This window comes from Halobacillus salinarum, from assembly GCF_022919095.1.
In the GTDB taxonomy this organism is placed as follows: domain Bacteria; phylum Bacillota; class Bacilli; order Bacillales; family Halobacillaceae; genus Halobacillus_B; species Halobacillus_B salinarum.
The window spans coordinates 3,120,171-3,145,495 of the sequence record NZ_CP095073.1 but is presented as its reverse complement, the minus strand read 5'-3'; the positions used below and the strand labels follow the sequence as shown (position 1 = coordinate 3,145,495).

Here is a 25,325-nt window from a genome sequence, read left to right as displayed (position 1 = left end):
GAAATGATGGTTCTTAAAGGGATATGGGCAGGTACAGCTTCTGGGATTACACTTGGTCTATTTTTGTTGGCCGTAGAGAGCGTGACTAAGATCAAAGTCTATACTCTTCTGATGAATGTAGACTTTGTTCCATGGTTAGGAAGCATTAACTGGCCATGGTTTATGGAATGGTTTTTCCATTTGCTGATTTCCTGGGGGATAGGTTTTTTATTTGTCTATGTAATAACAACCCGACACATCGATGTCCGGAGCAGCAAGTGGCTGACTGCCAGTATTTTAGCAGGTCTTGCTGCTTTTTCCTACGTGCCTTTAACTCTGCTGGCTTCAAAAGAGACTCCTTCGCTGTCAAACTTATCTGCTGTTTTTTACTGGCTTGCCGGTCATGTGCTGTATGCCCTTGTATTAAATATATCGTTTAAAAAATAGGTGCTGGAACATAATTAGCAATGTTTCCTCTAAGGAGGAACTCTGAAGGATAGGGAAATTCCGTGGCCATCGATGGTTCTGGGAGACTGCTTCGGAGATACCCTCCGCTTTTCGCGGGGCAGCGTCCTGAAGACATGTGCAAAGAGCAGGCTTCTGTCGGAGCGGCCAGACTCCCGCTTTATCAAATAGATGTCAGTAATTACGGGAAATAGATTCTAAAGTTCGTCTGCCAAAAAATCCGAATGATGGTGAAATCGTATCATAAAAGTTCAGCTTCATTCGGATTTTATCATTGTTAAAACATTTTTGTCACAAGCCGTTAAATTTACAAAGTGAGCTTAACAAAGAACGAAGCTGAATTGATTTTTCAAAAGGAATTAAAGTAATTTTTTCCTCGTGTAAGCACTAAAATAGTCGATAATAGTGACGACGATAATGATCGATAGAATAATGAGACCGACCTCACCCCAATTTCGGTTGGCAGCAGAAATAACGATCAGTGTACCGATTCCGCCGGCCCCGATTACTCCAAGTATGGTTGAGGCTCGTACATCAATTTCAAACCGGTAGATGGCGTAGCTGATGAATTGAGGAAGCACCTGCGGCAGAATTGCATAAAAGAGAACTTGAATGCGATTTGCCCCGCTTGCTTCCATGGCTTCCACTACTTTCATATCAACGGTTTCAATCGTTTCCCCATACAGTTTGCCCAGCATTCCAGTTGATCCTATTGCGATTGCCAGCACTCCAGCAAATGGATTAGGTCCAATAGAAGCTACAAAAATAAGAGCTAACAGGATTTCAGGAAAAGTGCGGGTTGCATTTAACCATAGTTTGAAGAAGCCGAAGATTGTTTTGCCGTACCACGTAGTTCCCATCATGTTTTTAGCTGTTAAAAACCCTAGAGGCACAGCTAGCACGGCAGCCATTAATGAACCGGTAAATGCAATGCATAACGTCTCAATGATTAGGTGGATAATACGTCCGAATTGCTCGCCATTAAGCTGTATCAACTGTGGGATAACGGTTTGAGCCCGCTCAATGGTCCTCTCACTAAAAACTCTAGACAGATTTAATCTGTCATGAATTCCATAGATAGACCACCCTACGATCACGGCAAAAAGAAGACCAGCAAACGTTTTGTTCAAAATTGTTTTCATTGGGATCGGTTTTTTTGGCGGAAGGCCGAGTATTGTCCTGTTCATAACAAGCTCTCCCTTAGACGATTACTGATAAAATCAATCATTAATACTACAAGGAACACGATTAATACAACCGCCATTGCAGCGGGGTAGTTCAAAAAATTAATTTGCTGTTGAATAAGCAGGCCGATCCCACCTGCTCCAACAAAGCCAAGCACTACGGACGCCCGGACATTAATTTCAAATACGTAAAGAGAAAAGGAAGCGAACTGCGGCAATACTTGAGGGACTATAGCATACCAAATCACCTGCCAAGAATTAGCACCAGTTGCCTGTATCGCCTCCATTTGAGCAGTGTCAATTGCCTCAACCGTTTCAGCCATCAGTTTTGCTAAAATCCCCAGGGAAAAAATGAAAAGAGCTAATATGCCTGAAAATACACCAATCCCAAACAGCCCCACAAATAAGACGGCAAGAATCAACTCTGGTATGGTTCGCAGGACGTTTAAAAATGTTTTTGACAAATTGTAGATCCATTTATTCGTCATCACATTTTGAGCTGCGACCAGGGAAAGCGGGATAGAAACAATAGTGGCTAGCAGAGTAGAAATAACTGCCATATGAATGGTTTCGGCAAGCTTTGGCCAAACAGAAGGCGCATAAGCCATATCAGGCGGCCACATTTGATTTAACATACGAAGTACATTATCAAAGAAGCTTCTATCAAATCGGAGCAGGGAGGCGTTTGTCTCGATAGAACTAATAAAATAGAGAATGATGATGGTCATTACAATGGAGAGATTCATCCACATTTTACGTCTGGACATCACACCAGGTGCTTGCGGTGTCTTTTCATAATTAGGAAAGAATAGCTTTGTTGCGTTCATTTATATCATGTCCTCCCCTTAGATCATCATCTTTGATTTTACGACCATAAATGTCTTCAAACGTACTTTCCGTTACTTCGCCGGCCGGACCGTCATAAACGATCTCTCCGGCACGCATACCAATAATTCGATCTGCATACTCCATGGCCATATCGATAAAGTGAAGGTTTACCACGGTTGTAATCCCATCTTCTTTATTTATTTTCTTCAAATAATTCATGACTTGATGGGAGGTAGGGGGATCAAGACTGGCCACGGGTTCATCAGCCAGAATAACTTTAGGCTGCTGAGTAAGTACACGAGCGATGGATACCCTTTGCTGCTGTCCGCCACTCAGCTGATCAGCACGCGTATATAATTTATCCTCGATCGAAACCCTTTTTAAATTTTCATAAGCAAGAGCCCTGTCTTCATTAGGGAATAAATTCAATAGGGAAGGCAAAGTACCAGTATAGCCCAGTCTTCCAGCAAGTACATTTTTCATAACTGTATGACGCGGAACCAGGTTGTGGTGCTGAAAAATCATGCCCACTTTCTTACGGAGTTTTCGTAATGATATTCTTTTGTTTACAAGCACATTTTCTCCGTCAATATAGAGCCCTCCTGAAGTAGGAGTAACTAGTCTGTTCAAACTTCTTATTAATGTGGACTTTCCTGCGCCGGAAAGACCTACGATAACAATGAATTCAGCTTCATTTATTGTGATATTTACGTTTTTGAGTCCCTCTGTACCGTCTGGGTAGACAAGAGACAAGTCTCTGCATTCAATCATGAGGTGGGTCACTCCCTGTTTTTTGTATAAAAAAAGGGAGAATTTCATTCTCCCTTGTCCATAAGCTATTTATGATTACTTAGGGGATAATCATTTATTTTTACATGTCATCGATATTAATGGTGTCTTTAAACTTTTTGTAAGTATCGCGGACGATTTGATAATCTTCGTCCTTCGCTTCAACAATAGCATCCCAGCTGTATACATCATTCATTACTTTGATCATTTCATCATCATCGTTAAAGCTGAGGAATGCTTTAGTAATTTTTTCTTTCATGTCATCGCTCAGGTCAGGAATCAATGAAATCGTGTCGTTAGGAATCCATTTTGTGTAGCCGAGGATTTTGGTATCTTCCATAACATTTGGATATTCTTTTACGAGATCTTCACGAGCATCTTCAAAGGTAGTCGCTACATCGGCATTGCCATCCAGCAGTGCTACAACAGCATTGTCATGCCCGCCGGCCGAAATGGTCTGGGAGAAAAAGTCCTGTTGAACATCCTTTACGTCAAATTTCTCCATCAGCTCATTTGCCGGAAATAGAAATCCAGATGTAGATGTCACATCAGGAATGGCCCATATTTTTCCTTCTAAATCTTCGAGGGAGTTTATACCGGAGTCTTTACGCACCACGTATTGAGCTCGGTATTTATCACTACCGTAACGCTCTGATTTTAGTGCTACTTTTACGCCGTATTTTTCTTCGGCAAGTACATAAGCGAAGGCAGGGAGAAATCCAATTTGGATCTGGCCGCTTCCCATTCCTTCAACAACGGCAGAATAGCTGTTCATAACTTTTCCTTCAACGGGAACGCCTAATTCCTCAGATAATTTGTCAGCTAGTGGCTTAACCGTATCCGCGATCTTATCGGAATCTTGGGAAGGTACAAACCCCATTACAATTTTTTCTGGAGAAGCTTCTTTATCGTTCTTCGTTTCTGCTGCTTCTCCTTCCTCCGACCCACAAGCAGCGAGCATAAATATAAAACAAAGCAGTAAGACTAAAGATAAAACCTTTTTCACGTACTTTCCTCCTAATCCAACTTCTATGTATTTTGTAACACAAAATCTATTATTGAAGATGGATCAGTCAAAAACAAGCTGATTAACCAATCATTAACAAATGTTTACATAGTTCACCAACAAGATTTACAGGCTTTTACAATAATAAGAGGTAAGTGAGGAGGGATACCATGATTGAAGAAGCTGTATGTCTAATTTTTGATCTTGATGGTACGTTATATGAAGACACGAATCATTTTGAATATTACGCAAATCAATTAAAGGATCGTGTTTCGAAAGAAAATCAATCTAAATTTGAAGAGGATTATCAAGCTGCATTAGCAAATGAACATCCAGTAACTATAGGGAAAGTCTTTGATATAAAATACGATTCGATACTTACAGTCGATCCTTTCACCAATTGTGTGATCCAAGCTGAAGAATGGAGTGGAAGGGAGGTTACTGAGTTTGAGCGGAAGAAGCGGTATAGCGATGAAATAAAGTATGACTTTGAATCCATGATTGCGATTGGAGACGGCTGGTGGATTCCTTTTTCGATAGCCATTCATTACGGGGTGAGTCTCGTTAGTGCGTATCAGTGCTATGTACTAACAAAAGAATATATGGTATCTGAACATTTTCGAATGTCTAAAACCCCGCGGCTCAAAGACTGTCTTAAGGGGTGGAAAGAGGATAAAGTATTGATTCTGATGACTAACAGCGAAGAATACGATGTACAAAATATTCTGCAGCGGCTGGGCCTCCGGAATATTTTTCATGAAATTATTTCATCAGCTGAAAAGCCGGGGAGAACGCTTGAGCATTTTCAAAATATTATGGGAAAATACAGGCTCCGGCCTGATCAAGTCATATCAATTGGCGATAATTTTATGAATGAGATCGCTCCCGCTTTAAAGCTTGGAATGAAGGGTATTTGCATCCAGCCGGTTCACGGGTTAGATCAGTATTCCGGATTAAAAGTGGTAGGTTCATTAAAGGAAATTACGATGATATTATCCAACTAAAAAGCCCCGGGCGGTGCACTAAACCGCCGGGGCTTTAAAGATCTTAGGGGAGATATTACTATTAATAATACCCCAGTCAGAAAAAAGATAACTCCTACATAAGGCTGATCTTTTTTCCGACCTTTGGATAATAGCAGGCCGGACCATACAAAGGTCCGGCCAGCAGCTAATTAGCGCATGCTTTGGCTATCATTTTCAAGCTGTTGCTCCAATTGCTGTAGCTGTTGTTTCTCATCCTGAGAACATTGGCTATATGCAGATTGGATGGCTTGCTTGGCAGCTTGCATGTCTTCTTGACTTGCAGCTTGAGAACCATCGCGATTTTGTCTAAAACGATTTACCGCTTCACGGGCATTTTCAAAAAGGGAATTGGCCATGTTTAAAACCCTCCTACTGTGTGCTGCTGAGATTCGACTTCTTTTCGGTTAGCTTCAGAAAGCCGTTTTGGCTCCATTTCGCTTTCCTCGAATTGACGAACTTCAGTCCAGCGATCGTCTTTAGTTTCTTGCTTTTTTTTATGGTCCATGACAAGTCCTCCTGTCACAAAAAAAGCCTGAACGCCTTTTGGCGTCCAAGCTTAGTATAGACGGTCACTCCTACAATTACTCAAGGAAAAAAATACATTACATAGCTTGCTTCTTCAGCTTTAAGTACTCCTCAAGGAATAAGCCGATTCCATCTTCTTCATTAGTTAAAGCTACGTGATTTGCTAAAGACTTTAATTCGTCAATTGCATTCCCCATAGCAACACCGACCCCTGCGAAATCAATCATTTCAAGGTCGTTGTCCTCGTCTCCAAATGCGATAATTCTTTCTTGTGGGATATTATAATAGTTAGCAATTTTATCAAGTCCAACAGCTTTATTTAATCCTGCCCGGACAATTTCAATGACATGCCATGGCGCACCCCATTTTCGATGTTCAATCAGGGAAGCATGTACGTCCAGTTCCTCACGTAAAATCTTAATTTTTTCTTCTTCTGGGTGGATGAGGATAGAAGTTGGATCTTCTTGTAAATTTTGCTGTAAGCGGCCAACTGTGACAGGATTGTCATCAGTCGTATGAAAAATGTCCATTAATTCTTCATCGTGCTGATCCAGGTAAATAGAATCCTTTACTTCAGCCATAATATTTTTTACTCCAAGCTCCTGGCAGCGATGAATGATTTTATGAGCTGTCCGTATGGACAACGGGGAATGCAGAGCATCCCATTTATGATTTTTGGGGTGGTGAATAAGTGCGCCATTAAAATTGACCATTGGAGTATTAAGTCCAAGCTCATGGTAGTAATCAATGCTGGCACGATGGGGCGGCCGGTAGCTATACACACAATATGGCCTTGATCCATAGCTTCTAATACCGTATTTTTAGTACGTTCACTGATTAATTTTTCATCAGTTAGTAAAGTTCCATCGAGATCTAAAGCAATTAAATGTCGTTTTTTCATCATCTTCACCTCATTTGTATATTTAGTTTAGCGGGAAGTTAGGTGAATTGTAAAGAATTTCCCTCTTTTAACTATGTATTGCTTTCCAATGAATTTAGGCAGTGTTACGATTACATTATATAAGAGAATTATTAGAATTATTTTAATTACAAGTAAAGATTTTCAGAAAGGGACAGGACTTATGATTGGTATTTTTCGTGAATCAATTAAGAACATTCCACTATTGGCCGTGGTGGATTCCAGTAAAAGAGACGAGCCTCTCCCAGTATTGATCTACTTCCATGGATTCACTTCCGCCAAAGAACATAATCTTCCCCAAGCGTACCTATTAGCTCAACGGGGTTTTCGCGTTTTGCTCCCTGACAGTATGTATCATGGAGAGAGGAATGAAGATCTTTCCTCTCAGGACCTGAATTTCAAATTTTGGGATATCGTGTACCAAAATTTAAAAGAACTGCAGGATATTAAAGATTACTTAGATCAACGCGACCTTATTCATCAGCGCAGATTAGCAGTCGGAGGTACTTCTATGGGGGGTGTCACTACATCTGCTGCTATGACCATGTATCCATGGATTCAAGCGGCAGCCGTAATGATGGGTTCACCTAAGCCTGTAGAGTTTGCCCAAAAGCTGATCGCCGATGTTCAACAGACAGGAATAGAGCTGCCTATTTCAGAGGAACAGCTTCAAACGCTTATGGATGGATTAAAAGAAATTGATTTATCAACTCAGCCTGAAAAACTGTATGGACGCCCCATTTTTTTCTGGCACGGAGATGCAGACCCAGTTGTTCCTTTTGAACACTCGTATGATTTTTACAACGAAGCCATTAAATTATATAAGAACCCTGAGAACATACGCTTCTTAAGAGAAGTCGGCAGGGATCATAAAGTCAGTCGGTTTGCTGTGCTTGAGATGGTTAATTGGCTTGATTTAGTTCTTTGACAAATAACTTTGGTTTATTCTTCACTCATTTTTGTTTATAATAAGTGTGAACCAATGCAAAGGGGGAAGTAATTTGGATACAGCACTTGAAGAAAATGTTATGGGTGCCCTTGAAAATGTTATTGACCCAGAACTAGGTATTGACATCGTCAATTTAGGCCTTGTTTATGGTGCAGATATGGATGAAGAAGGAAATACTACTGTTACAATGACGTTAACTGCTATGGGTTGTCCATTAGCGGGACATATCGAACAAGACGTTAAGCGCGTTCTGGCCGATATTCCAGAAGTAAATGAGGTAACAGTCAATATTGTATGGAATCCGCCATGGACGAAGGATCGCATGAGCAGGTATGCAAAAATTGCCCTTGGAATTCCAGATTGATGAGTTAACCCCTTCCGTTTAGTAGCGGCAGGGGTTTTTAATTAACAGTTAAGGAAGGGAGAATGGCAATGGGAAGTAAGGTTCCGGTTTTCCAAATCGTAGGATATAAGAACAGTGGGAAAACTTCACTTCTATCAGAACTGATTGCCTATGGTACGGATGAAGGAGACCGGATTGCAGCCATTAAACACCACGGACATAATGAACCTTTAAAAGTAATGCATCGTGATACAGACAGCTTTCGACTGCATGAATCAGGGGCTTTTATGACGGGGGTGGATTGCAGTGGAAGATTTCAGCTGGAGCTTAATCATAAGCCGGATTTTCCGCTTTCCCGCTTCATTGACCTTTATGGCTATTTTGAGCCCGATTTAATTGTAATAGAAGGATTTAAACAAGAACCCTATCCAAAAGCTATTGTGATCAAAAGGGAAGAGGACTTGTCCCTGCTTAATCTTTCTAATATTCAATTTGTTATTACGTGGAATGAAAAGTGGACAGAGGATCTTACGTTGCCGGTTTATCGATTAAGTGATTGGCGGCAGTCCCTGCCGATAGTATATCCCTTGACGAAAAGAGGGGAAGAAGATTGAGCAATCGTTTCGTTGTGACTGATTCAATGATTTCCATAGAAGAAGTAACAGCTCTAGTGAGCCGCCCGGCCGCTGGTGCGATCAATACATTCATAGGCACTGTCCGTGAATTTACGAACGGGAAAAGAACATTATATTTAGAATATCAAGCATACAAAGCGATGGCCGAAAAAAAACTTGCCCAGATCGGCATGGAGATTAAAGAGCACTGGCCGGAAGCAGAAAGTGCAATTGTGCATCGAACAGGGACTCTTGCGATACAGGATATCGCGGTAGTTATTGCTGTATCCACTCCTCATCGGAAGGATGCTTTCGAAGCAAGTGCCTATGCCATTGAACGGATAAAAGAAATGGTGCCTATTTGGAAAAAAGAATATTGGGAAGATGGGGAAGAATGGATAGGTAATCAAAAAGGCACGAGCGAATACCCAGGCGGAGAACCAGGAAAGGATGTAGAAAAGTGAGCCGAATTTTACTTTTTGCCGGTTTAAGAGAAACAGCCGGGGTGGAGGAGGTAAACCTGGAAGCAGCAGGGAAGACGATTGCTGAATTAAGACAACACATGCTGGTGCGATTTGAACTGCCGGCTTTTAAAGAGGCGATGGTTGCCATTAATGAAGAGTTTATGACGGAGGACACCATTATTAAAGAACAAGATGTAATAGCGTTTATTCCTCCCGTCAGTGGGGGCTGAATGTGACTAACAACTTTACCTTTATTAAATAGAAAACAGCCTGGAGGTCCTGCTCCAGGCTGTTGTTTTTATAGGAAAATTAACACGAGTGCTCCCACGATAAAGCAATAGAAAGCAAAATACTTTAAATTCCCTCGAGCCATAATATTCATAAACCATTTCAGCGATAAATAGGAAGCGATGACAGAGGCTATAAAAGCAATTGTGTACCCGAGCCAAAGTTCAGATAAGTTCTGGTTCAATAAATCGTCTACTGACAAAAGCATCGTTCCGAGGCTGACCGGAATGTATAATAGGAAAGAAAATCTCAGGGCAGTTTGCTGTTTCATTCCGAGCAGCATAGCTGCTACTATAGTAGCTCCCGAACGGCTGATTCCAGGTATCAAAGCTATTGCTTGGGCAATCCCTACTATAATTGCATCCTTCCAGCTTAGCTGTCCCTCGCTTTTTCGGCCGCGCAAATTTCTAATAATCCAAAGAGCAAAACCGGTAATAATTAATGTAATTCCAACCGTTTGAACCGTTTTTAACCCTTCTATAGCATCCCCGAGCAGGATTCCGAGAACACCTGCAGGAATGGTACCGACAATCAGGTAGATAATAAAATCAAATTCATCTTTTTGTCGGGAATCTTTCGTAATGATATAGCCGATTCCGTTACGGACTAAGCGGACAATATCAGCTCGATAAATAATTAAGACGGCAATCAGTGAAGCGAAATTTACTAAGACCTCAAATTCCAGCCCTTCAAGCCTCAAGTCAATAAGATCTTGTAAAATAACTAAATGTCCACTAGAAGAAATAGGAATAGGTTCAGTAAAACCTTGGAATATCCCCAAAAATAAATACTTTATTAACATCCATAAATCTTGCATAACATATGTTCCTCCTCAAAGATCCACTGCAAAATATGTAGAAATGTGGCAAGCATGATCTTACTATACAGCTAGTTCGATTTTATGTGCAATAGGGAAAGTTATTCTTTTTTCATAAGAAAGACGGGGATTGACTGTTGCCGCTGATTCAAAGGTATTAGTCTTCTACTGCACAAAAAAGAACGTTACCTTTTCGGGTAACGTTCTTTACCTTCATGGTCATTTACGATTCTTCCTTAATAAGTCCCTCTCCAAGAGCAATCACTGTTCCGCTGAAAATAACTGTCATGATAATAGCCTGGAGAAAAGAAAATTCGTTTCCAGTCATATTGCTTACTACGTATGCCATCATAAGACTTAATAAAAACGCCCAAAATACAGTCCAAAAAATACGCATTGAAAATCACCTCAACTTTGACATTCTTCATTTATATTAACAAATCCCATCAAAAAAAGAAATATGAAATCGGTTCATAAAGCATGATTTCCAACTTCCTTGAATAAAATTGGAATGATCACGAGGGAGGGGAAAAACATGAGAACAACGGTCTACCAATGTTTTCACTGGGTAGGTTACCACTTAACTACCTGCCTTTTACAGGAAGGATATGAAGTGATCGGAATTGATCCTATGTACACACCTTTAAGTGAACATTTGTATTTGTTTGTAGGCAGAAACAGCAATTTTCAGCACTTTTATTATATGGAAGATAAAGAAAAGCATGTGCAGCCCGGAGATAAGGAACGTTTAGTAAATATTCAAGGAAATCTCCTCGTCATTGAGATATTGTCGGAAGAAGCTTCTGTAGATCATATTGAATTACCTGCTTTATTTGGGGAGTGGATGGACTTAGAAGAGCATTCAATCACAAGTAAGAATGAGCTTAGAACATGGATAGAGGAACATAACGCTTTGTACATTGGTGATTTTTTAGAAGAAATCATACCTGTAGTTTTAAACCATCAAGAAAAGAATTATCTTAATGAAACTGGGAATGCTTCGCTGTTGGAAAAGAAAATTGAAAATACTTGGAAATCCTTTCTAGAATTAAAAGCTCTGACATCGAATCAGCTCTATTAAAGGCTGCATTTACTTTTTATAGAAACAAAGTGTAAAATAGGGAGGGGAGTAAAGAAACTAGGAGTGCTTTTATTGAGAGCTATTTCGATTTTATTTGCAATTATACTATTATTACTAACAGCCTGCAGTTATGATTCTAATGCTGGACAAGTTGATAACGTGGGCATGCTTGTCGAAACGACTATCCATGACCAGGCATGGGGACAGGAAGGCTATAAAGGGCTGATGTCCATACAAGAAGAATATGGAGTAGATGTCTACTTTAAAGAAGGAATCAAAAGCTATAATCAAACGGCTCAGGCAGTGGATGAACTCGTAAAAGAAGGAGCTCAAGTTATTTTTGGTCACAGCAGCATTTATGGTAAATATTTTCAAAAGCTTCATGAATCCTACCCTGACGTGCATTTTATCTACTTTAACGGAGACTTTGCTGCAAAAAATGTTACGAGTTTAAATTTTAGTGCTAACGCTATGGGCTTTTTTGGCGGTATGGTAGCAGGGAAAATGACGAAATCTAATCACGTTGCAGTCATTGCCGCATATGAATGGCAGCCTGAAGTTGAAGGCTTCTACGAAGGAGTAAAGTACGAAAATCCAGAAGCGGAAGTGGACATATCTTATGTAAACAGCTGGGACAATTCTGAGAAAGCTTTAGTACTCTATAACCAAATGAAAGAACATGGGGCAGATGTCTATTATCCTGCCGGAGATCAATTTAATTTGGCCGTGATCCATGCCATTCAAAATGACCAGCAGTATGCAATCGGTTATGTCTCAGATCAGTCTTCTTTAGGTAAAAATACAGTCCTTACCAGTACGGTTCAAAAAGTGGATGCCGTGTACAATGTAGCAATGGACCGTCTAATGCAGGGGAAATTACCGGGGAAGGTTGTCCATTTTGACTTTAAGGATGGGGCGATAGCACTCGGAAATTTCAGTCCGCAAGTGTCTGAGAGCTATCAGCAAAAAATAAAAACATCAGTGGAACGATATGTTAAAACCGGAAAACTGCCTAACCAATAATAAAAGCTCAGAAGTTCTTGCAAACTTCTGAGCTTTTATTATTTCTTAAACTTATCCAATAAAGGTTTGACCATAGGGGAAATGGAATCCCATGTCTTATTTACTTCATGGAGTAAAGCGGGCCAGTCAGTTTTTGGAGTTTCTGAAGACTCTGCTTTCTGGGGAGAAGAAGGACGGTTTCCAAAAAGAAACGAGTCAAATGGCGGTCGGTTTTCTTTTGCCAACACTAGCACCTCCTTATATGATAAAATATGTGGATTTTCTCATCATTTGTGGGCAAATAGGAGACGGATTTAGACAGTCCGGAAATACTTGCAGAAACAGAAGGGATGAATTAAAATTAGTACCAAGTCATAAGAATTGATAGTAGACTTGATTACCTTTAAGGGGATGAATATATGAATGCTGGAATAATCGGAGTTGGACACTATGCTCCGGAAAAGGTTTTGACCAACCATGATTTGGAGAAAATGGTCGACACGAGCGATGAATGGATCCGAACACGGACTGGGATTGAGGAACGTAGAATAGCTTCAGACGATATGGATACCTCGGACATGGCGTTTTATGCGGCGCAAAATGCGCTGAAAGACGCCGGGTTACAACCGGAAGATTTGGATATGATTTTAGTCGCTACCGTAACGCCGGATCATCCATTTCCTTCTGTGTCGACGATGCTGCAGCATCGTTTAGGTGCGAGAAACGTGGCTGCCATGGATGTAAGTGCAGCTTGTGCAGGGTTCATGTACGGTGTTATTACAGCAAAACAGTTTATAGAAAACAGTGACTATAAAAACGTCCTGGTAGTCGGAGTAGAGAAGCTTTCAAAAATTACAGACTGGTCGGACAGAAATACTTGTGTGCTGTTTGGTGATGCAGCTGGTGCAGCAATCATTTCTCCAGTAAGTGATGGGAAAGGAATCCTTTCTTTTGAATTAGGAGCAGACGGAAGTGGAGGTCCTCACCTTTATCAGGATGACTTCCTGCATATGAACGGACGCGAAGTATTTAAATTTGCTGTACGTCAAATGCCTGAATCATCTGTAAACGTGGTGAAGAAAATTGGTCTCAGCGAGCAGGATGTAGATTACCTGATTCCTCATCAGGCGAATATCCGGATTATGGAAGCCGCAAGACAACGGTTAGGAATCCCGGAAGATAAAATGGCGACATCAGTGAAAAGATATGGAAATACTTCATCAGCTTCTATACCTGTGGCTTTGTCAGAAGACGTAAAGGCAGGTAAAATAAAAGATAACGATCTTGTTGTACTAGTCGGATTCGGCGGAGGACTCACTTGGGGTGCGGTCGCACTCCGATGGGTAAGTAATCAAGGAGGAATGGAGTTATGGATAAGCGTAGAGTAGTAATTACGGGAATGGGGGCTGTGTCCCCAGTCGGTAATACCGTAGAGGAAATGTGGAACAGTATTAAGAATGGAAAATCAGGAGTAGGCGAAATTACAAAAGTTAATAAAGAAGATTACCCTGTCAGTGTTGCTGCTGAGGTAAAAGATTTTGATCCTACTGAGTTCATGGATAAAAAAGATGCTAGAAAGATGGATCCTTTTGTGCAGTATGCAATGGCTGCTTCTCATATGGCTGTAGAAGATGCTGGACTTGAAATCACTAATGAGATTGCCCCGAGAACAGGTGTCTGGATCGGTTCTGGTATCGGTGGTATGTCCACATACGAATCACAGTTTGAGACCTTTCAAAAGAAAGGGTATCGCCGTGTAAGTCCGTTTTTTATTCCAATGATGATTCCAGATATGGCAGCTGGACAAGTTTCTATTTCTCTCGGAGCAAAAGGGATTAACTCATGTACCGTAACGGCTTGTTCATCTGGAGCCAATTCAATTGGTGATGCTTTTAATACAATTCAGCGTGGAGATGCGGATTATATGATCGCTGGGGGAACTGAAGCTCCAATGAACAAAATGTCCTTTGCAGGATTCGCAGCTGCGCGGGCTCTTTCTTTAAATGAAGATCCGAATACGGCCAGCCGTCCATTTGATAAAAATCGTGATGGTTTCGTAATGGGAGAAGGAGCAGGGATTCTAGTATTGGAAACTCTTGAATCTGCAAAAAAACGCGGGGCGAAAATTTACGGAGAATTGACGGGCTATGGAGCAACCGGAGATGCCCATCACATTACTGCTCCGGCTCCTGAAGGAGAAGGGGCAGCTCGAGCAATGGAACAAGCTCTTGTCAGAGCTGGGTTACAAGCAAATGAAATTGATTACTTGAATGCCCACGGGACTTCCACGGAATTGAATGACCATTATGAAACGCTGGCAGCAAAATCCGTCTTTGGAGAACATGCATATAAGCTTGCCATTTCTTCTACGAAGTCTATGACTGGACATTTATTAGGGGCTGCAGGAGCCATTGAATCGATTATTTCCCTAAAGGCGATTAATGAAGGACTGCTGCCACCAACAATCAATTATGAAACACCTGACCCTGAATGTGATTTGGATTATGTTCCTAATGAAGCAAGGAAGCAGGAACTCAATACTGTTATGAGTAACTCCTTAGGCTTTGGCGGACATAACGCAGCATTAATCTTTCAAAAATATCAGGATTAACGAAAAATCCCGGCACCTCATAAGGTGTCGGGATTTTTTTATTGCTCTTCGTCTGTGTTTGAGTTGCCATTTAAAAATTGATGGATATCTTCTCTCGTCTGGTCTTCGTTATGTGCAAGCACTAAACCAATAGGATAAGGTTTTCGTTCATTCCAAAGATTGTCTTTTTCCGGAATACTCGTTGTTTTTATATCGTCTACCGGGTTTAATAGGAAGTCTTTGGCTAATGAAACAATTTTTCCGGTTCCCATATTGGTGTCAACGTAAGGCTGAATATTTCCGATTAATCGCGGAGCTTTTAAGATACCATTAACTGATACTAATTTATCCTTGAGCAGTTTTATTACCTTCTGCTGCCGCTCAACTCTGCCGAAGTCTCCTTTGGAGTCATGCCTGAAGCGGGCATATCCTAACAGATCTTCTCCATTCAGTTTTTGAGTTCCTTCTTCAAGATCGAGATCAATCGTCCCGGAACCATCCTTGTATTTCATATCTTCTTCTACATTAACGGTTAATCCATCAGGTGCCAAAGTATTAGCGATCTGAACAAAACCGTTAAAATCTACGATGGAGTAATATTCTAAGTCAACTCCAAAGTTCTCAGAAATGGTTTTCCTTAATAATTCCGGTCCACCGAAAGCAAAAGCGGCATTAATTTTATTATACCCGTGCCCGGGAATATTGACATAAGTGTCTCTCATAATTGACGCCATTTTAGCCGTATTATTTTTGGGATCATACTGAGCAATAATGATGGTATCTGACCGAGGTATTTCGTTCTTGCGTTGATCAACACCAAGTAATAGTACATTTGTCTTCCCATCATTGCTTTTTACTCCGTTAAATTCATCTTTATATTTGCTGGTGGTTTCCTGCAGACCACCTTGGCCGCCTTGTGTTTCTCCGGAGACTTTACTATTTGCCTCATTTTTACCTGCTATATATTGATATCCTGTATATCCTATTACTAATAGAAATAAAAGAGAGATAAAGGCAAGGATTATTTTTCTTTTCCTTTTCTTTTTACGGCTTTTCCGCATTTTGCGAGAATTCGCCATGTAAATCATCCTTTCTTTCAAAAAACCTCTGCTATTTAATTTACCTGTATTTTGCTAACAAGTAAAGGGTAATTATGTCGTAATAGATCGAATGGATGAAAGAATGAATGACCATTTGCAATCATACGCTGTATATAGGAGGACAAGCCGGAGGGGTGTACATGTGGAAATGGCTCTTGTTTTTAACCGGGTTCGGATTCTCAGTGGTGGGCGGTACGGTCACAATCACTTATCTTAACCTCGTGCCAGCCGGATTAGGCTGGTGGGAGTTTCTTATTCTTATACAGTCTCGTGTGGAATGCTACTTATTACCAGCAGGATTAATGATGATTACTCTCGCAATTATGCTGATGAAGAATTGATTTTTGTAAAATATGGTTTTAAAGAATAAAAAAGCCAACATTGGTCATAATGTAACCTAAAGAGAAGCTCTGAGTGAAAGTGAGGGTCTTAAATGTTATATATGCATGACTTATGGGTGAATTGGTTTGAAGGTGAGGAAAACGGATACAACATCTGCCGCTTCCACGAATGGCGTAAAGAAGATGGAATTGAACTCATTGACCAGATTCCGCTTGTCCATGTAGAAGACGAACTATTCGATTTTATTGAAAATGATCTTCAAGATTTGCCGCTCTCATTGCTCCAGGACATCCATCGAAGAACGTATATGAAAAAGAATCAAGAGAGAGTTACAGTAGAGTACGCCGCGGTTGTAACGAATGGAAAAGACGTAATTGTCTTTGATACCTTAGGCTATACTCTTCCAGTAAAGAAGAGCAGACTCATTCCTCGGCAGGAACGACTAGTGTTTGAAATGGTGGAAGGAAAGAGACCGGAACATTATAATATAGAAGCTACTGCGGTCAAAGAACATCATATTCTTTCGCTTGGTCCAGATAAGATGTCAGGATTAACGAGAAGGGAACGTCAGCTCAAACAGCTGTTGATGATGGCTCTCGATCAATTGAAGCATTCTGACCATCCCGAGGAAATAAGGTATTGGCTGACAGAGTGGGATCCAGCTCAATATCCTCTAATAAAAGAAATGACAAATGAAGAAGCATGGGATCATTTATATGGAGGAACGATCCAGGGCTGGAGTTCTTATCACGAAGAGTTATGCAAGAAATTAATCAAAGGACAGCCGTTCTTTGAAACCATTTGGCAAGGCGAGCATCATGATGTCTCTACTCAGCATTTAAAAAGCCAGAATTGAGGAAATGCTCAATTCTGGCTTTTTTTTATTTTTTAACGCGTCCTAACCCCATAGCTTTTTTCGCTTTTTTTAACATTTTCTCCGCAGTTATAGAGGCTTTTTCAGCTCCCTTATCCAGAATGGTATCCAATTCATCGGAATGTATGAGAGCTTCATATTTTTCCTGAATAGGTTTGAGAGTCTGTATAATGGCATCTGCCACTCCCTGTTTAAACTCACCATAACCTCTTCCCTCATATCGTTTCTCTAATTCTGCGATGGATTCCCCGCTGCATAACGAATGTATCGTTAATAAATTGGACACTCCAGGTTTGTTTTCTTTATCAAACTTTACTACGCCCTCGGAATCTGTTACTGCACTTTTTATCTTTTTCGTTATCTTTTTCTCATCGTCAAGCATAGAAATATATGATTTCTGGTTTTCATCTGATTTACTCATTTTCTTATCAGGACTTTGAAGAGACATGATTCTTGCTCCAACCTTGGGAATGCTCACTTCCGGAATCGTGAAAATATCATTATATTTATTATTAAACCGTTGAGCAAGGTTTCTAGTGAGCTCTAAATGCTGTTTCTGGTCTTCACCTACAGGAACGATATCTGTTTTGTAGAGAAGAATATCTGATGCCATAAGAGGGGGATAGGTGAGGAGCCCCGCAGAGACACCTTCTTTACCACCTAACGATTTATCTTTAAACTGCGTCATTCGCTCTAATTCCCCTATATAGCTTACACATTGCAGCATCCACCCAAGCTGGGTGTGTGCTGAAACTTCAGATTGGATAAATAAAGTAGACTTTTGCGGATCAATTCCTGAAGCTAAATAAAGAGCAGCGAGGGAACGGATATTTTCTCTTAATTTTAATCGATCCTGCGGTACGGTTATCGCATGCTCATCTACGATACAGAAATAACAGTTTTGATCCTCCTGAAGGTCTACAAAATTTTTCATAGCGCCGAGATAATTCCCTAGTGTCAATGTACCGCTTGGCTGAATTCCTGAAAAAATAGTTTTCAATGCTATCACTCCTAAAAAAGTATAAAAAAATTCATTCATCCCTCTGATAAACAAGGGACGAATGAACCGCGGTGCCACCCTAATTACTTATATAGTAAAAAGTCAACTCATTCGTTAACGCCGAAATACGCCAAAGGAAGCTCGGAAGTTCCATTTCCCGCTTATTATCCTAAGCTGTTTGCACCGGACACAGCCTCTCTGTGATAGGGAGTTAATAAGAGTACTTCACACTTCTTCAATGCTTTATTATTATTTACTTAGCTTATTTATTATAGAAGATTCAAAATCTAAACGCAATGTTCAAGCATGGTAGTAAATGGCGAGTAAACCAAGTAAGCCGAGAGTTAAAGTAACTCCATGGAAGATAAAAAAATTAAGCCAAGAGCGGTTTATCGACTGCGACGGGAGAGGCTTTGTTTTCCAATCATCCATATAATCTCTTCGCTTTGAAGTCATTCCGTGAAACCTGCGGAAGCTGTAGGTAATAGCATCAAAGAAGCCTCCTCTGATTACGAGCATCAGCAGTCCTACAAACAAATAGAAATAAGAAATATAAAACAACTGATTAATATAATGAAAGAGATCATAAGCTGGTGCCAGCAAAAAGAATAATATGGTTGTTAAGGCGAGATTGATCACGATCATCAACCACTTATTTAATAGGATATTCATCTTTCCACCCTCTTTTAAAAGCTATCAAATATTATAGCACGTTTATGATAATTAATGAATCGTAAATCCTATTAACAAACAGAAAATTCTGTAATTACCAAAAAATGCATGACATATTCAAATCCTTTAATAGACAAACGCGTTAAAAAGCTGATTTACTGGGGTTTATACAAATATTTTTATACAAATTCGCTCATATTTAATAGATTTTCGACTCAAAAACTTGTAAAATAAACTAGGTAAAAAGTCTCATTTTGTGTCATTGAAACGTAATAATGATAGGCTTCAATCCGATATTAAGAAAAAATCTTAATGCAAAATAGTTAGAAAACTTGTATAATTCGATATGTGGACAATTTGTCTACTATAAAATTTGGAAATTTTTTAGGGGAGGTCATTTTCTACATGAAAAAGACAAATTGGTTATTGCTGGTACTCGCACTAGTACTGAGCATGTTCCTTGCTGCTTGTTCTGGCGGCGGAGATGAAGGTTCAAGCTCCAGCGGAGACAGCGGCAGTGATAGTTCCGGTGATGCTTCCGGAGACAGTAAGCAAGTACTTAACATTATGGATTCAGCTGAAATTCCTACAATGGATGCATCACTAGCTACAGATGCTGTTGCATTTCAATTTTTAGGTTCTACTATGGATGGTCTTTACCGTCTTGGAGAAAACGCTCAGCCTGAACCAGGTATTGCGGAAGAAAGTGAAGTAAGCGACGATGGTATGACTTGGACATTCCATCTGCGTGACGCCAAATGGTCAAATGGTGATCCAGTCACAGCCAACGATTTCGTTTACGCTTGGCAGCGTGCCGTAAATCCTGACACTGGTTCAGAGTACGGTCCTTATATGATGGGTGGAGTAATTAAAAACGCTACAGCTATCTCTAATGGAGAAAAACCAGTCGATCAGTTAGGTGTAGAAGCTGTTGATGAGCACACTTTCAAGGTAACTTTAGAAAAACCAATTCCATACTTTAAATCTTTAACAACTTTCGGTACGTTCCTACCTTTAAACAAAAAGTTTGTTGAAGAAAAAGGTGACAAATACGCACTAGAAGCGGACACTTTACTTTCCAACGGACCATTCAAAATCACTGAATGGAACCACGGTGAAGGCTGGACGCTTAAAAAGAATGAAGATTATTGGGATGCTGACAACGTAAAACTTAACCAGATTAATGTAAAAGTAGTAAAAGATACAGCCACTGGTGTTAACCTTTACGAAACAGGCGAAGTTGACCGTGTTAACTTGTCTGCTGAATTCGTAGACCAATACCGTTCATCTGATGATTTTAAAGTTGAAGAAGAACCGACATTGTTCTACTTAAAACTTAACCAAAAAGCTAATGATGTACTTGGTAACGTAAAAGCTCGTAAAGCAATGCAAATGGTTATTGATCGTCAGAGCATGGTTGACGTTATTCTGAATAATGGTTCCATTCCTGCTGACGGCGATATTCCTAAAAACTTCGTAAAAGACCCTGAGTCTGGCAAAGACTTCCGTGAAGTTAACGGAGAACTTGTCTCTTATGATGTTGATAAAGCTAAACAGCTTTGGAATGAAGCGAAAGAAGAATTAGGAAAAGATAAAATTACGCTTGAGTATCTTGGCGGAGACACTGAAACTGCTAAGAACCTTGACGCTTATATTAAAGACCAGCTGGAGCAGCTTGATGGTTTAACTGTTAAAGTAACTTCAGTACCATTTAAAGAGCGTCTGCAGCGTGACACAAACATGAACTATCAGATCCAAAATGCTGGATGGGGTCCTGACTACATTGACCCGAACACATTCTTGAATATGTGGGTAACTGATGGTGCGAACAATAAAACTGGATACTCTAGTAAAGAGTATGATCAGTTGATTGAACAAGCAGGTAATGAGTACGCTCTAGAACCTGAAAAACGCTTTGAGAACTTCTACAAAGCTGAAAAAATGCTTATTCAAGATGACGCTGTACTTGTTCCGCTTTACCAGCGTGCAAGAGCCCAGCTTTGGAAGCCTTACGTCAAAGACGTTCAAGTTAACCCAATGGGACCAGATTACAGCTACAAACACGCTTATATTGAAGGTAAATAATTTAACAATTATGTGATATAAACCAAATATAGGCTGATTATAGGGAGAGAGTATATGTTGACCAAATTGGCATATGCTCTCTTTTTCCCTGTACAGAAAGTTTTCTAATAATAGACAAATTTCTGTCATTTTCATAAACTATAGATAGAGGGTTAATTTAACAGGAGGTGTTGGGATGACTCGTTATATTATACAGCGTTTAATCTACATGCTTATAACGATGTTTCTAATTGCTACTTTTACGTTCTTCTTAATGAAGTTCCTTCCAGGAACTCCCCTCACGGCAGCTGATAAGCTTTCAGAAGAACAGCAGGCAGTTGTTTTAGAAAAGTATGGATTGAATGATCCAGTACCAGTACAATATTTTGATTATATGGTAAATCTAGTTCAAGGTGACCTAGGTATCTCTTTCCAGTTTGATAACAGAGAAGTGACGACGATTCTAATGGAACGTGTTGGTCCATCTATTCAGCTTGGTATACAGGCGATGATAATAGGGACAATTCTTGGTATGCTGCTCGGATTAATATCTGCTATTTACCATAACGGTTTTCTTGATTACGGTTCTGTATTCGTAGCCGTTATCGGAAAATCAATTCCATCCTTTGTATTTGCAGGAATCCTGCAGTATTTCATAGGTGTAAAGTTAGGCTGGTTCCCAGTTGCCTTGTGGGAAGGCTGGCAGTACACAGTATTACCAACCGTAGCGTTGGCCATCTTCCCAATTGCAGTTGCAGCCCGCTTTATGAGAACTGAAATGCTTGAGGTTATGGGATCAGATTATATTACAACTGCACGTGCGAAAGGTGTAAATAAATTTGGAGTGGTGTTTAAACACGGAGTAAGGAATGCGCTTATTCCCCTCATTACAGTACTTGGTCCTTTAGCTGTCAGCTTAATGACAGGTACTCTAGTTATTGAAAACATCTTCGCTGTACCAGGAATCGGTGAGCAGTTTGTTAAAGCAGTTAATACTAATGATTTCCCTATCATTATGGGTACCACGTTATTACTTGCTTTCCTTTTTATATTCATCATCCTGGTCATTGACCTGCTTTATGGAGTCATTGATCCTAGAATTCGACTTGCAGAAGGAGAGTAACTATTTATGGAAAACCACAAACCATCAAAAGATTTATTTGTTCCTGTAGAAACTAAAGAAACGGATATTGAAAAAATTACCCGTCCCAGTCTTTCTTTCTGGCAGGACTCGTTTCAACGCTTACGTAAAAACGTTGGCGCAATGATCGGTCTTGCAGTGCTTATCATATTAACACTGATGGCGATATTTGGTCCTTACATGAATCAATATGGTCAGTTTGAACAAGATTTATCCCGGGCTAAGATGCCCCAAAGGTTGAAGGTTTAGGTTGGCTAGGTTTAGGCGGTAAATTGACTACTACACAAACCGCAGATACAGTAGAAGAAGCTGAAAAGAAAGCGATGATGCGCTTTAACAATCAGGAAGAGTATATTACTACGAATGTCGTCAATGATGGAAGTAATGGCGAGCCAGCTGAAGTAAAAGCAAAATATGATGTTTATGCAGCAAAAGATTTAAAGGAAAATTTCTGGTTTGGTACGGATGGCCTTGGTCGTGATCTGTGGACAAGGACTTGGCACGGTACCAGGATTTCTCTATACATTGCGTTTCTGGCAGCTGCCATTGATATGGTCATTGGTGTGGCATACGGTGGGATCTCCGGCTATTACGGAGGACGAGTCGATAACTACATGCAGCGGGTTATCGAAATTTTGCTCGGGATTCCAAACTTAGTTGTCGTAATTTTAATGATCTTGATTTTGGAACCAGGTATTCTCTCCATAACGATCGCAATTACGGTAACCGGATGGATATCGATGGCCAGGATCGTCCGGGGACAAATTCTCAAATTAAAAAACCAGGAATTTGTTCTTGCCTCGAGAACTCTCGGAGCGCCGGATAATCGGATATTGAGGAAACATTTAATTCCAAACGTAACCGGCTTAATCGTCATCAATACCATGTTTACCATTCCAAGTGCGATCTTTTTTGAGGCATTTTTAAGCTTTATCGGTCTTGGTCTTCCAACACCGCTTGCGTCACTTGGTACACTGATTGATGATGGATTTAAGTCGCTGCAGACATATCCACATATTTTAGTGTTCCCGGCAATTGTAATCTCATTAGTAATGATCGGATTCAACGTTTTGGCTGACGGTCTTCGTGATGCCTTTGATCCGAAGATGCGTGAATAGGAGGTAGGTGTACGTTATGGAAAAACTTTTAGAAGTTAAAAATATGCATGTATCCTTTGACACCTACGGCGGTGAAGTAAAAGCTGTACGTGGGGTTAATTTCGATTTGAATAGAGGAGAGACCCTTGCCATAGTAGGTGAGTCCGGTTCGGGGAAATCGGTTACGACTAAAGCTCTTATGCGTCTTATTCCCCATCCTCCCGGTCGTATAAAAGAAGGAGAGATCCTTTTTGAAGGCAGGGATTTAGTAAAGGCAAGCGAAAAACAAATGCAGAAAATACGCGGTAAAGAAATCTCAATGATCTTTCAGGATCCAATGACATCCCTTAACCCGACCATGAAAGTAGGAAACCAAATCATGGAAGGTTTAATCAAGCACCAGCGAATGAACCGGGGACAAGCGAAAAAGAGATGCATCGAGCTGCTTGAGCTTGTAGGGATCCCAGACCCTGAAAACCGTATCAAACAGTACCCGCACCAATTTTCTGGAGGAATGCGTCAGCGTGTAGTGGTAGCAATAGCGTTAGCATGTAATCCTAAGTTATTGATTGCAGATGAGCCTACTACAGCCTTGGACGTTACGATTCAAGCGCAAATTCTGGAGCTCATGAAGGATATTCAGAAGAAAACGGATTCTGCAACCATTTTTATTACGCACGATCTTGGTGTAGTGGCAAATGTTGCTGACCGCGTAGCGGTTATGTATGCAGGTAAAATCGTTGAAATAGGTACTGTAGATGACATCTTTTACAATCCAAAACACCCTTATACATGGGGGCTGTTAGGTTCTATGCCTTCATTGGATAGCGCCGATGAAGAGCTGTATGCCATTCCCGGCTCGCCTCCCGATTTATTGGACCCTCCAAAAGGCGACGCTTTTGCAGCAAGAAACGAGTTTGCTATGAAGATTGATTTTGAACAGGAACCGCCTATGTTTAAAATCTCAGATACTCATTATGCCGCCACTTGGCTGCTGCATGAGGACGCGCCGGATCTTGATCCACCTGAAGTGATTAAAAAGCGTATGCAGGGCATGGCCAAGTCATCAAGCAGTGTGAAGGGTGAGCATTTATGAGTAAAGAAAAGCTATTAGAAATAAAAAACTTAAAACAGCATTTCAAAACAGGTCGCCACAGCGTTGTTAAGGCTGTAGATGGTTTGACCTTCGATATTTATAAAGGGGAAACCTTCGGACTTGTTGGTGAATCCGGTTGTGGAAAATCGACTACCGGTCGTACCATCATTCGGTTATATAATGCTACTGATGGAGAAGTGACATTTGCCGGCGAGAATGTTCACGGTGAAAAAACAAGAGATGAACTTAAGAAGTTTAACAGGGAAATGCAAATGATTTTCCAGGATCCATATGCTTCTCTTAACCCTCGTATGAAGGTTCTTGATATTATAGCAGAAGGCATGGACATCCACGGGCTTGCCAAGAATGATAAAGAGCGAAAAGCAAAAGTAGAAGAATTATTGGAAACGGTAGGTTTAAATAAAGAACATGCCAACCGGTATCCGCACGAATTCAGCGGCGGCCAGCGTCAGAGAATTGGAATTGCGAGAGCATTAGCAGTAGATCCAAGCTTTATTATTGCAGATGAGCCTATTTCGGCGTTGGATGTATCCATTCAGGCTCAGGTTGTTAATCTGCTGAAAAAACTTCAGCGCGAAAAAAGTTTAACTTATTTGTTTATTGCGCACGACTTATCGATGGTTAAGTATATCAGCGATCGTATTGGTGTTATGTACTTTGGGAGAATGGTTGAATTAGCTGATGCAGAGGATTTATATAAACATCCTATTCATCCGTATACTCAATCATTACTGTCAGCCATTCCTTTACCGGACCCGGATTATGAGCGAACGAGAGAAAGGTTTACTTATGATCCTAATAATCATGATACGAGTGAAGAACCTGAATTTCGTGAAGTTCGTCCAGGACACTGGGTATTATGTACAACAAAAGAATTTAAACACTACCAGGAAGAGCATGGCGTGAAAGTTTAAACTATTTTTGAAAGGTCTTGCCTAAAAGCAAGGCCTTTTATTTTTCTAGGTAATTGGTAACATTATACAAAAATATTTCAGGAAATTTACAAAGATGACTGTTCAGTTTCAATGGATGTCTTATATAATAATAAAA

General features: G+C 40.4%; 30 protein-coding genes, 2 pseudogenes and 1 other annotated feature. Of the genes and pseudogenes, 19 read left to right on the top strand and 13 right to left on the bottom strand.

The window, feature by feature from the left end:
- Nucleotides 1-3: 3 nt before the first annotated feature.
- Both MUN89_RS16275 and MUN89_RS16270 read left to right on the top strand, forming a co-directional pair.
- Nucleotides 4-426, top strand: coding sequence for a hypothetical protein (locus tag MUN89_RS16275; RefSeq protein ID WP_244708819.1), 423 nt, complete (start codon nucleotides 4-6; stop codon nucleotides 424-426).
- A 62-nt stretch (nucleotides 427-488) separates the two neighbouring features.
- Entirely contained in the window at nucleotides 489-638 is a 150-nt protein-coding gene (locus tag MUN89_RS16270) for a hypothetical protein (RefSeq protein ID WP_244708818.1), read from the top strand.
- Between the two features lie 165 nt (nucleotides 639-803).
- Here the strand turns inward: MUN89_RS16270 and phnE (MUN89_RS16265) are convergent, their stop codons facing one another.
- From phnE (MUN89_RS16265) to MUN89_RS16250, 4 genes are all read right to left on the bottom strand, one after another.
- On the bottom strand, nucleotides 804-1,631 hold the full coding sequence (gene phnE, locus MUN89_RS16265; protein WP_244708817.1) for a phosphonate ABC transporter, permease protein PhnE: 828 nt from the start codon (nucleotides 1,629-1,631) through the stop codon (nucleotides 804-806).
- The gene (gene phnE, locus MUN89_RS16260) at nucleotides 1,628-2,455 is read right to left on the bottom strand and encodes a phosphonate ABC transporter, permease protein PhnE (protein ID WP_244708816.1); all 828 of its coding nucleotides are present in this window, start codon (nucleotides 2,453-2,455) and stop codon (nucleotides 1,628-1,630) included. The genes phnE (MUN89_RS16265) and phnE (MUN89_RS16260) overlap by 4 nt, the downstream gene beginning before the upstream one ends.
- Entirely contained in the window at nucleotides 2,427-3,227 is an 801-nt protein-coding gene (gene phnC, locus MUN89_RS16255) for a phosphonate ABC transporter ATP-binding protein (protein WP_244708815.1), read from the bottom strand. The genes phnE (MUN89_RS16260) and phnC overlap by 29 nt, the downstream gene beginning before the upstream one ends.
- Before the next feature lie 100 nt (nucleotides 3,228-3,327).
- Nucleotides 3,328-4,251, bottom strand: coding sequence for a phosphate/phosphite/phosphonate ABC transporter substrate-binding protein (locus MUN89_RS16250; RefSeq protein ID WP_244708814.1), 924 nt, complete (start codon nucleotides 4,249-4,251; stop codon nucleotides 3,328-3,330).
- Nucleotides 4,252-4,421: 170 nt separating this feature from the next.
- Here MUN89_RS16250 and MUN89_RS16245 point away from each other — a divergent pair, with 170 nt between their 5' ends.
- Nucleotides 4,422-5,255, top strand: coding sequence for an HAD family hydrolase (locus tag MUN89_RS16245; RefSeq protein WP_244708813.1), 834 nt, complete (start codon nucleotides 4,422-4,424; stop codon nucleotides 5,253-5,255).
- Nucleotides 5,256-5,425: 170 nt separating this feature from the next.
- On the opposite strand, the gene MUN89_RS16240 is transcribed toward MUN89_RS16245, so the two are convergent.
- The 3 genes and pseudogenes from MUN89_RS16240 to MUN89_RS16230 form a co-directional block, all read right to left on the bottom strand.
- A complete protein-coding gene (locus MUN89_RS16240; RefSeq protein WP_244708812.1) occupies nucleotides 5,426-5,632 on the bottom strand; it encodes a DUF3813 domain-containing protein in 207 nt (68 codons plus the stop codon).
- A 2-nt stretch (nucleotides 5,633-5,634) separates the two neighbouring features.
- Entirely contained in the window at nucleotides 5,635-5,781 is a 147-nt protein-coding gene (locus MUN89_RS16235) for a hypothetical protein (protein WP_244708811.1), read from the bottom strand.
- Nucleotides 5,782-5,878: 97 nt separating this feature from the next.
- Nucleotides 5,879-6,702 (bottom strand): annotated as a pseudogene (locus MUN89_RS16230) (Cof-type HAD-IIB family hydrolase).
- Between the two features lie 181 nt (nucleotides 6,703-6,883).
- Between MUN89_RS16230 and MUN89_RS16225 the strand changes: the two are divergent.
- From MUN89_RS16225 to moaD, 5 genes are all read left to right on the top strand, one after another.
- Complete coding sequence (locus MUN89_RS16225) at nucleotides 6,884-7,648, top strand: alpha/beta fold hydrolase (RefSeq protein WP_244713878.1); 765 nt, start codon at nucleotides 6,884-6,886, stop codon at nucleotides 7,646-7,648.
- A gap of 73 nt (nucleotides 7,649-7,721) precedes the next feature.
- Nucleotides 7,722-8,033, top strand: coding sequence for a metal-sulfur cluster assembly factor (locus tag MUN89_RS16220; RefSeq protein ID WP_244708810.1), 312 nt, complete (start codon nucleotides 7,722-7,724; stop codon nucleotides 8,031-8,033).
- A gap of 62 nt (nucleotides 8,034-8,095) precedes the next feature.
- Nucleotides 8,096-8,626: a molybdopterin-guanine dinucleotide biosynthesis protein B gene (mobB, locus tag MUN89_RS16215; RefSeq protein WP_244708809.1), complete on the top strand. Its 531-nt coding sequence runs from the start codon at nucleotides 8,096-8,098 to the stop codon at nucleotides 8,624-8,626.
- Between the two features lie 26 nt (nucleotides 8,627-8,652).
- The gene (locus tag MUN89_RS16210; protein ID WP_244713875.1) at nucleotides 8,653-9,090 is read left to right on the top strand and encodes a molybdenum cofactor biosynthesis protein MoaE; all 438 of its coding nucleotides are present in this window, start codon (nucleotides 8,653-8,655) and stop codon (nucleotides 9,088-9,090) included.
- Entirely contained in the window at nucleotides 9,087-9,320 is a 234-nt protein-coding gene (moaD, locus tag MUN89_RS16205; protein WP_244708808.1) for a molybdopterin converting factor subunit 1, read from the top strand. The genes MUN89_RS16210 and moaD overlap by 4 nt, the downstream gene beginning before the upstream one ends.
- A gap of 68 nt (nucleotides 9,321-9,388) precedes the next feature.
- Here moaD and MUN89_RS16200 read toward each other — a convergent pair whose 3' ends face one another.
- Nucleotides 9,389-10,195, bottom strand: a complete 807-nt coding sequence (locus tag MUN89_RS16200) for an undecaprenyl-diphosphate phosphatase (protein ID WP_244708807.1) — start codon at nucleotides 10,193-10,195, stop codon at nucleotides 9,389-9,391.
- A 223-nt stretch (nucleotides 10,196-10,418) separates the two neighbouring features.
- Nucleotides 10,419-10,592, bottom strand: coding sequence for a YjzD family protein (locus MUN89_RS16195; RefSeq protein ID WP_244708806.1), 174 nt, complete (start codon nucleotides 10,590-10,592; stop codon nucleotides 10,419-10,421).
- Between the two features lie 138 nt (nucleotides 10,593-10,730).
- On the opposite strand from MUN89_RS16195, the gene MUN89_RS16190 reads away from it, so the two are divergent.
- Together MUN89_RS16190 and MUN89_RS16185 are read left to right on the top strand one after the other, a co-directional pair.
- On the top strand, nucleotides 10,731-11,276 hold the full coding sequence (locus MUN89_RS16190; protein WP_244708805.1) for a hypothetical protein: 546 nt from the start codon (nucleotides 10,731-10,733) through the stop codon (nucleotides 11,274-11,276).
- Nucleotides 11,277-11,339: 63 nt separating this feature from the next.
- Complete coding sequence (locus tag MUN89_RS16185; protein WP_244708804.1) at nucleotides 11,340-12,299, top strand: BMP family ABC transporter substrate-binding protein; 960 nt, start codon at nucleotides 11,340-11,342, stop codon at nucleotides 12,297-12,299.
- A gap of 38 nt (nucleotides 12,300-12,337) precedes the next feature.
- Here MUN89_RS16185 and MUN89_RS16180 read toward each other — a convergent pair whose 3' ends face one another.
- Nucleotides 12,338-12,523, bottom strand: a complete 186-nt coding sequence (locus tag MUN89_RS16180; RefSeq protein ID WP_244708803.1) for a hypothetical protein — start codon at nucleotides 12,521-12,523, stop codon at nucleotides 12,338-12,340.
- A gap of 174 nt (nucleotides 12,524-12,697) precedes the next feature.
- On the opposite strand from MUN89_RS16180, the gene MUN89_RS16175 reads away from it, so the two are divergent.
- Together MUN89_RS16175 and fabF are read left to right on the top strand one after the other, a co-directional pair.
- Nucleotides 12,698-13,666, top strand: coding sequence for a beta-ketoacyl-ACP synthase III (locus MUN89_RS16175; RefSeq protein WP_244708802.1), 969 nt, complete (start codon nucleotides 12,698-12,700; stop codon nucleotides 13,664-13,666).
- On the top strand, nucleotides 13,648-14,889 hold the full coding sequence (fabF, locus tag MUN89_RS16170) for a beta-ketoacyl-ACP synthase II (RefSeq protein ID WP_244708801.1): 1,242 nt from the start codon (nucleotides 13,648-13,650) through the stop codon (nucleotides 14,887-14,889). Before MUN89_RS16175 ends, fabF begins: the two co-directional genes overlap by 19 nt.
- Nucleotides 14,890-14,927: 38 nt before the next feature.
- On the opposite strand, the gene MUN89_RS16165 is transcribed toward fabF, so the two are convergent.
- Complete coding sequence (locus MUN89_RS16165; RefSeq protein ID WP_244708800.1) at nucleotides 14,928-15,947, bottom strand: LCP family protein; 1,020 nt, start codon at nucleotides 15,945-15,947, stop codon at nucleotides 14,928-14,930.
- Nucleotides 15,948-16,108: 161 nt separating this feature from the next.
- Here MUN89_RS16165 and MUN89_RS16160 point away from each other — a divergent pair, with 161 nt between their 5' ends.
- Together MUN89_RS16160 and MUN89_RS16155 are read left to right on the top strand one after the other, a co-directional pair.
- The gene (locus MUN89_RS16160) at nucleotides 16,109-16,309 is read left to right on the top strand and encodes a YuzI family membrane protein (RefSeq protein WP_244708799.1); all 201 of its coding nucleotides are present in this window, start codon (nucleotides 16,109-16,111) and stop codon (nucleotides 16,307-16,309) included.
- 92 nt (nucleotides 16,310-16,401) lie between these two features.
- A complete protein-coding gene (locus MUN89_RS16155) occupies nucleotides 16,402-17,166 on the top strand; it encodes a YjbA family protein (protein WP_244708798.1) in 765 nt (254 codons plus the stop codon).
- A gap of 25 nt (nucleotides 17,167-17,191) precedes the next feature.
- Here the strand turns inward: MUN89_RS16155 and trpS are convergent, their stop codons facing one another.
- Nucleotides 17,192-18,184, bottom strand: coding sequence for a tryptophan--tRNA ligase (trpS, locus tag MUN89_RS16150; RefSeq protein WP_244708797.1), 993 nt, complete (start codon nucleotides 18,182-18,184; stop codon nucleotides 17,192-17,194).
- Between the two features lie 50 nt (nucleotides 18,185-18,234).
- Nucleotides 18,235-18,432, bottom strand: a binding site (T-box leader).
- Between the two features lie 52 nt (nucleotides 18,433-18,484).
- Nucleotides 18,485-18,856: a DUF3899 domain-containing protein gene (locus MUN89_RS16145; protein WP_244708796.1), complete on the bottom strand. Its 372-nt coding sequence runs from the start codon at nucleotides 18,854-18,856 to the stop codon at nucleotides 18,485-18,487.
- A 405-nt stretch (nucleotides 18,857-19,261) separates the two neighbouring features.
- On the opposite strand from MUN89_RS16145, the gene MUN89_RS16140 reads away from it, so the two are divergent.
- The 5 genes and pseudogenes from MUN89_RS16140 to MUN89_RS16115 all read left to right on the top strand — a co-directional run bounded on the left by MUN89_RS16140 (nucleotide 19,262) and on the right by MUN89_RS16115 (nucleotide 25,189).
- Complete coding sequence (locus MUN89_RS16140; protein WP_244708795.1) at nucleotides 19,262-20,941, top strand: peptide ABC transporter substrate-binding protein; 1,680 nt, start codon at nucleotides 19,262-19,264, stop codon at nucleotides 20,939-20,941.
- Nucleotides 20,942-21,116: 175 nt separating this feature from the next.
- Complete coding sequence (gene opp3b, locus MUN89_RS16135) at nucleotides 21,117-22,043, top strand: oligopeptide ABC transporter permease (RefSeq protein WP_244708794.1); 927 nt, start codon at nucleotides 21,117-21,119, stop codon at nucleotides 22,041-22,043.
- 6 nt (nucleotides 22,044-22,049) lie between these two features.
- Nucleotides 22,050-23,179: pseudogene (gene opp3C, locus MUN89_RS22115) on the top strand (oligopeptide ABC transporter permease).
- Nucleotides 23,180-23,195: 16 nt separating this feature from the next.
- Nucleotides 23,196-24,254 carry an ABC transporter ATP-binding protein gene (locus tag MUN89_RS16120; protein WP_244708792.1) on the top strand — a complete coding sequence of 353 codons (1,059 nt, stop codon included), beginning with the start codon at nucleotides 23,196-23,198 and terminating at the stop codon, nucleotides 24,252-24,254.
- Nucleotides 24,251-25,189, top strand: a complete 939-nt coding sequence (locus MUN89_RS16115; RefSeq protein ID WP_244708791.1) for an ABC transporter ATP-binding protein — start codon at nucleotides 24,251-24,253, stop codon at nucleotides 25,187-25,189. The genes MUN89_RS16120 and MUN89_RS16115 overlap by 4 nt, the downstream gene beginning before the upstream one ends.
- Nucleotides 25,190-25,325 lie beyond the last annotated feature (136 nt).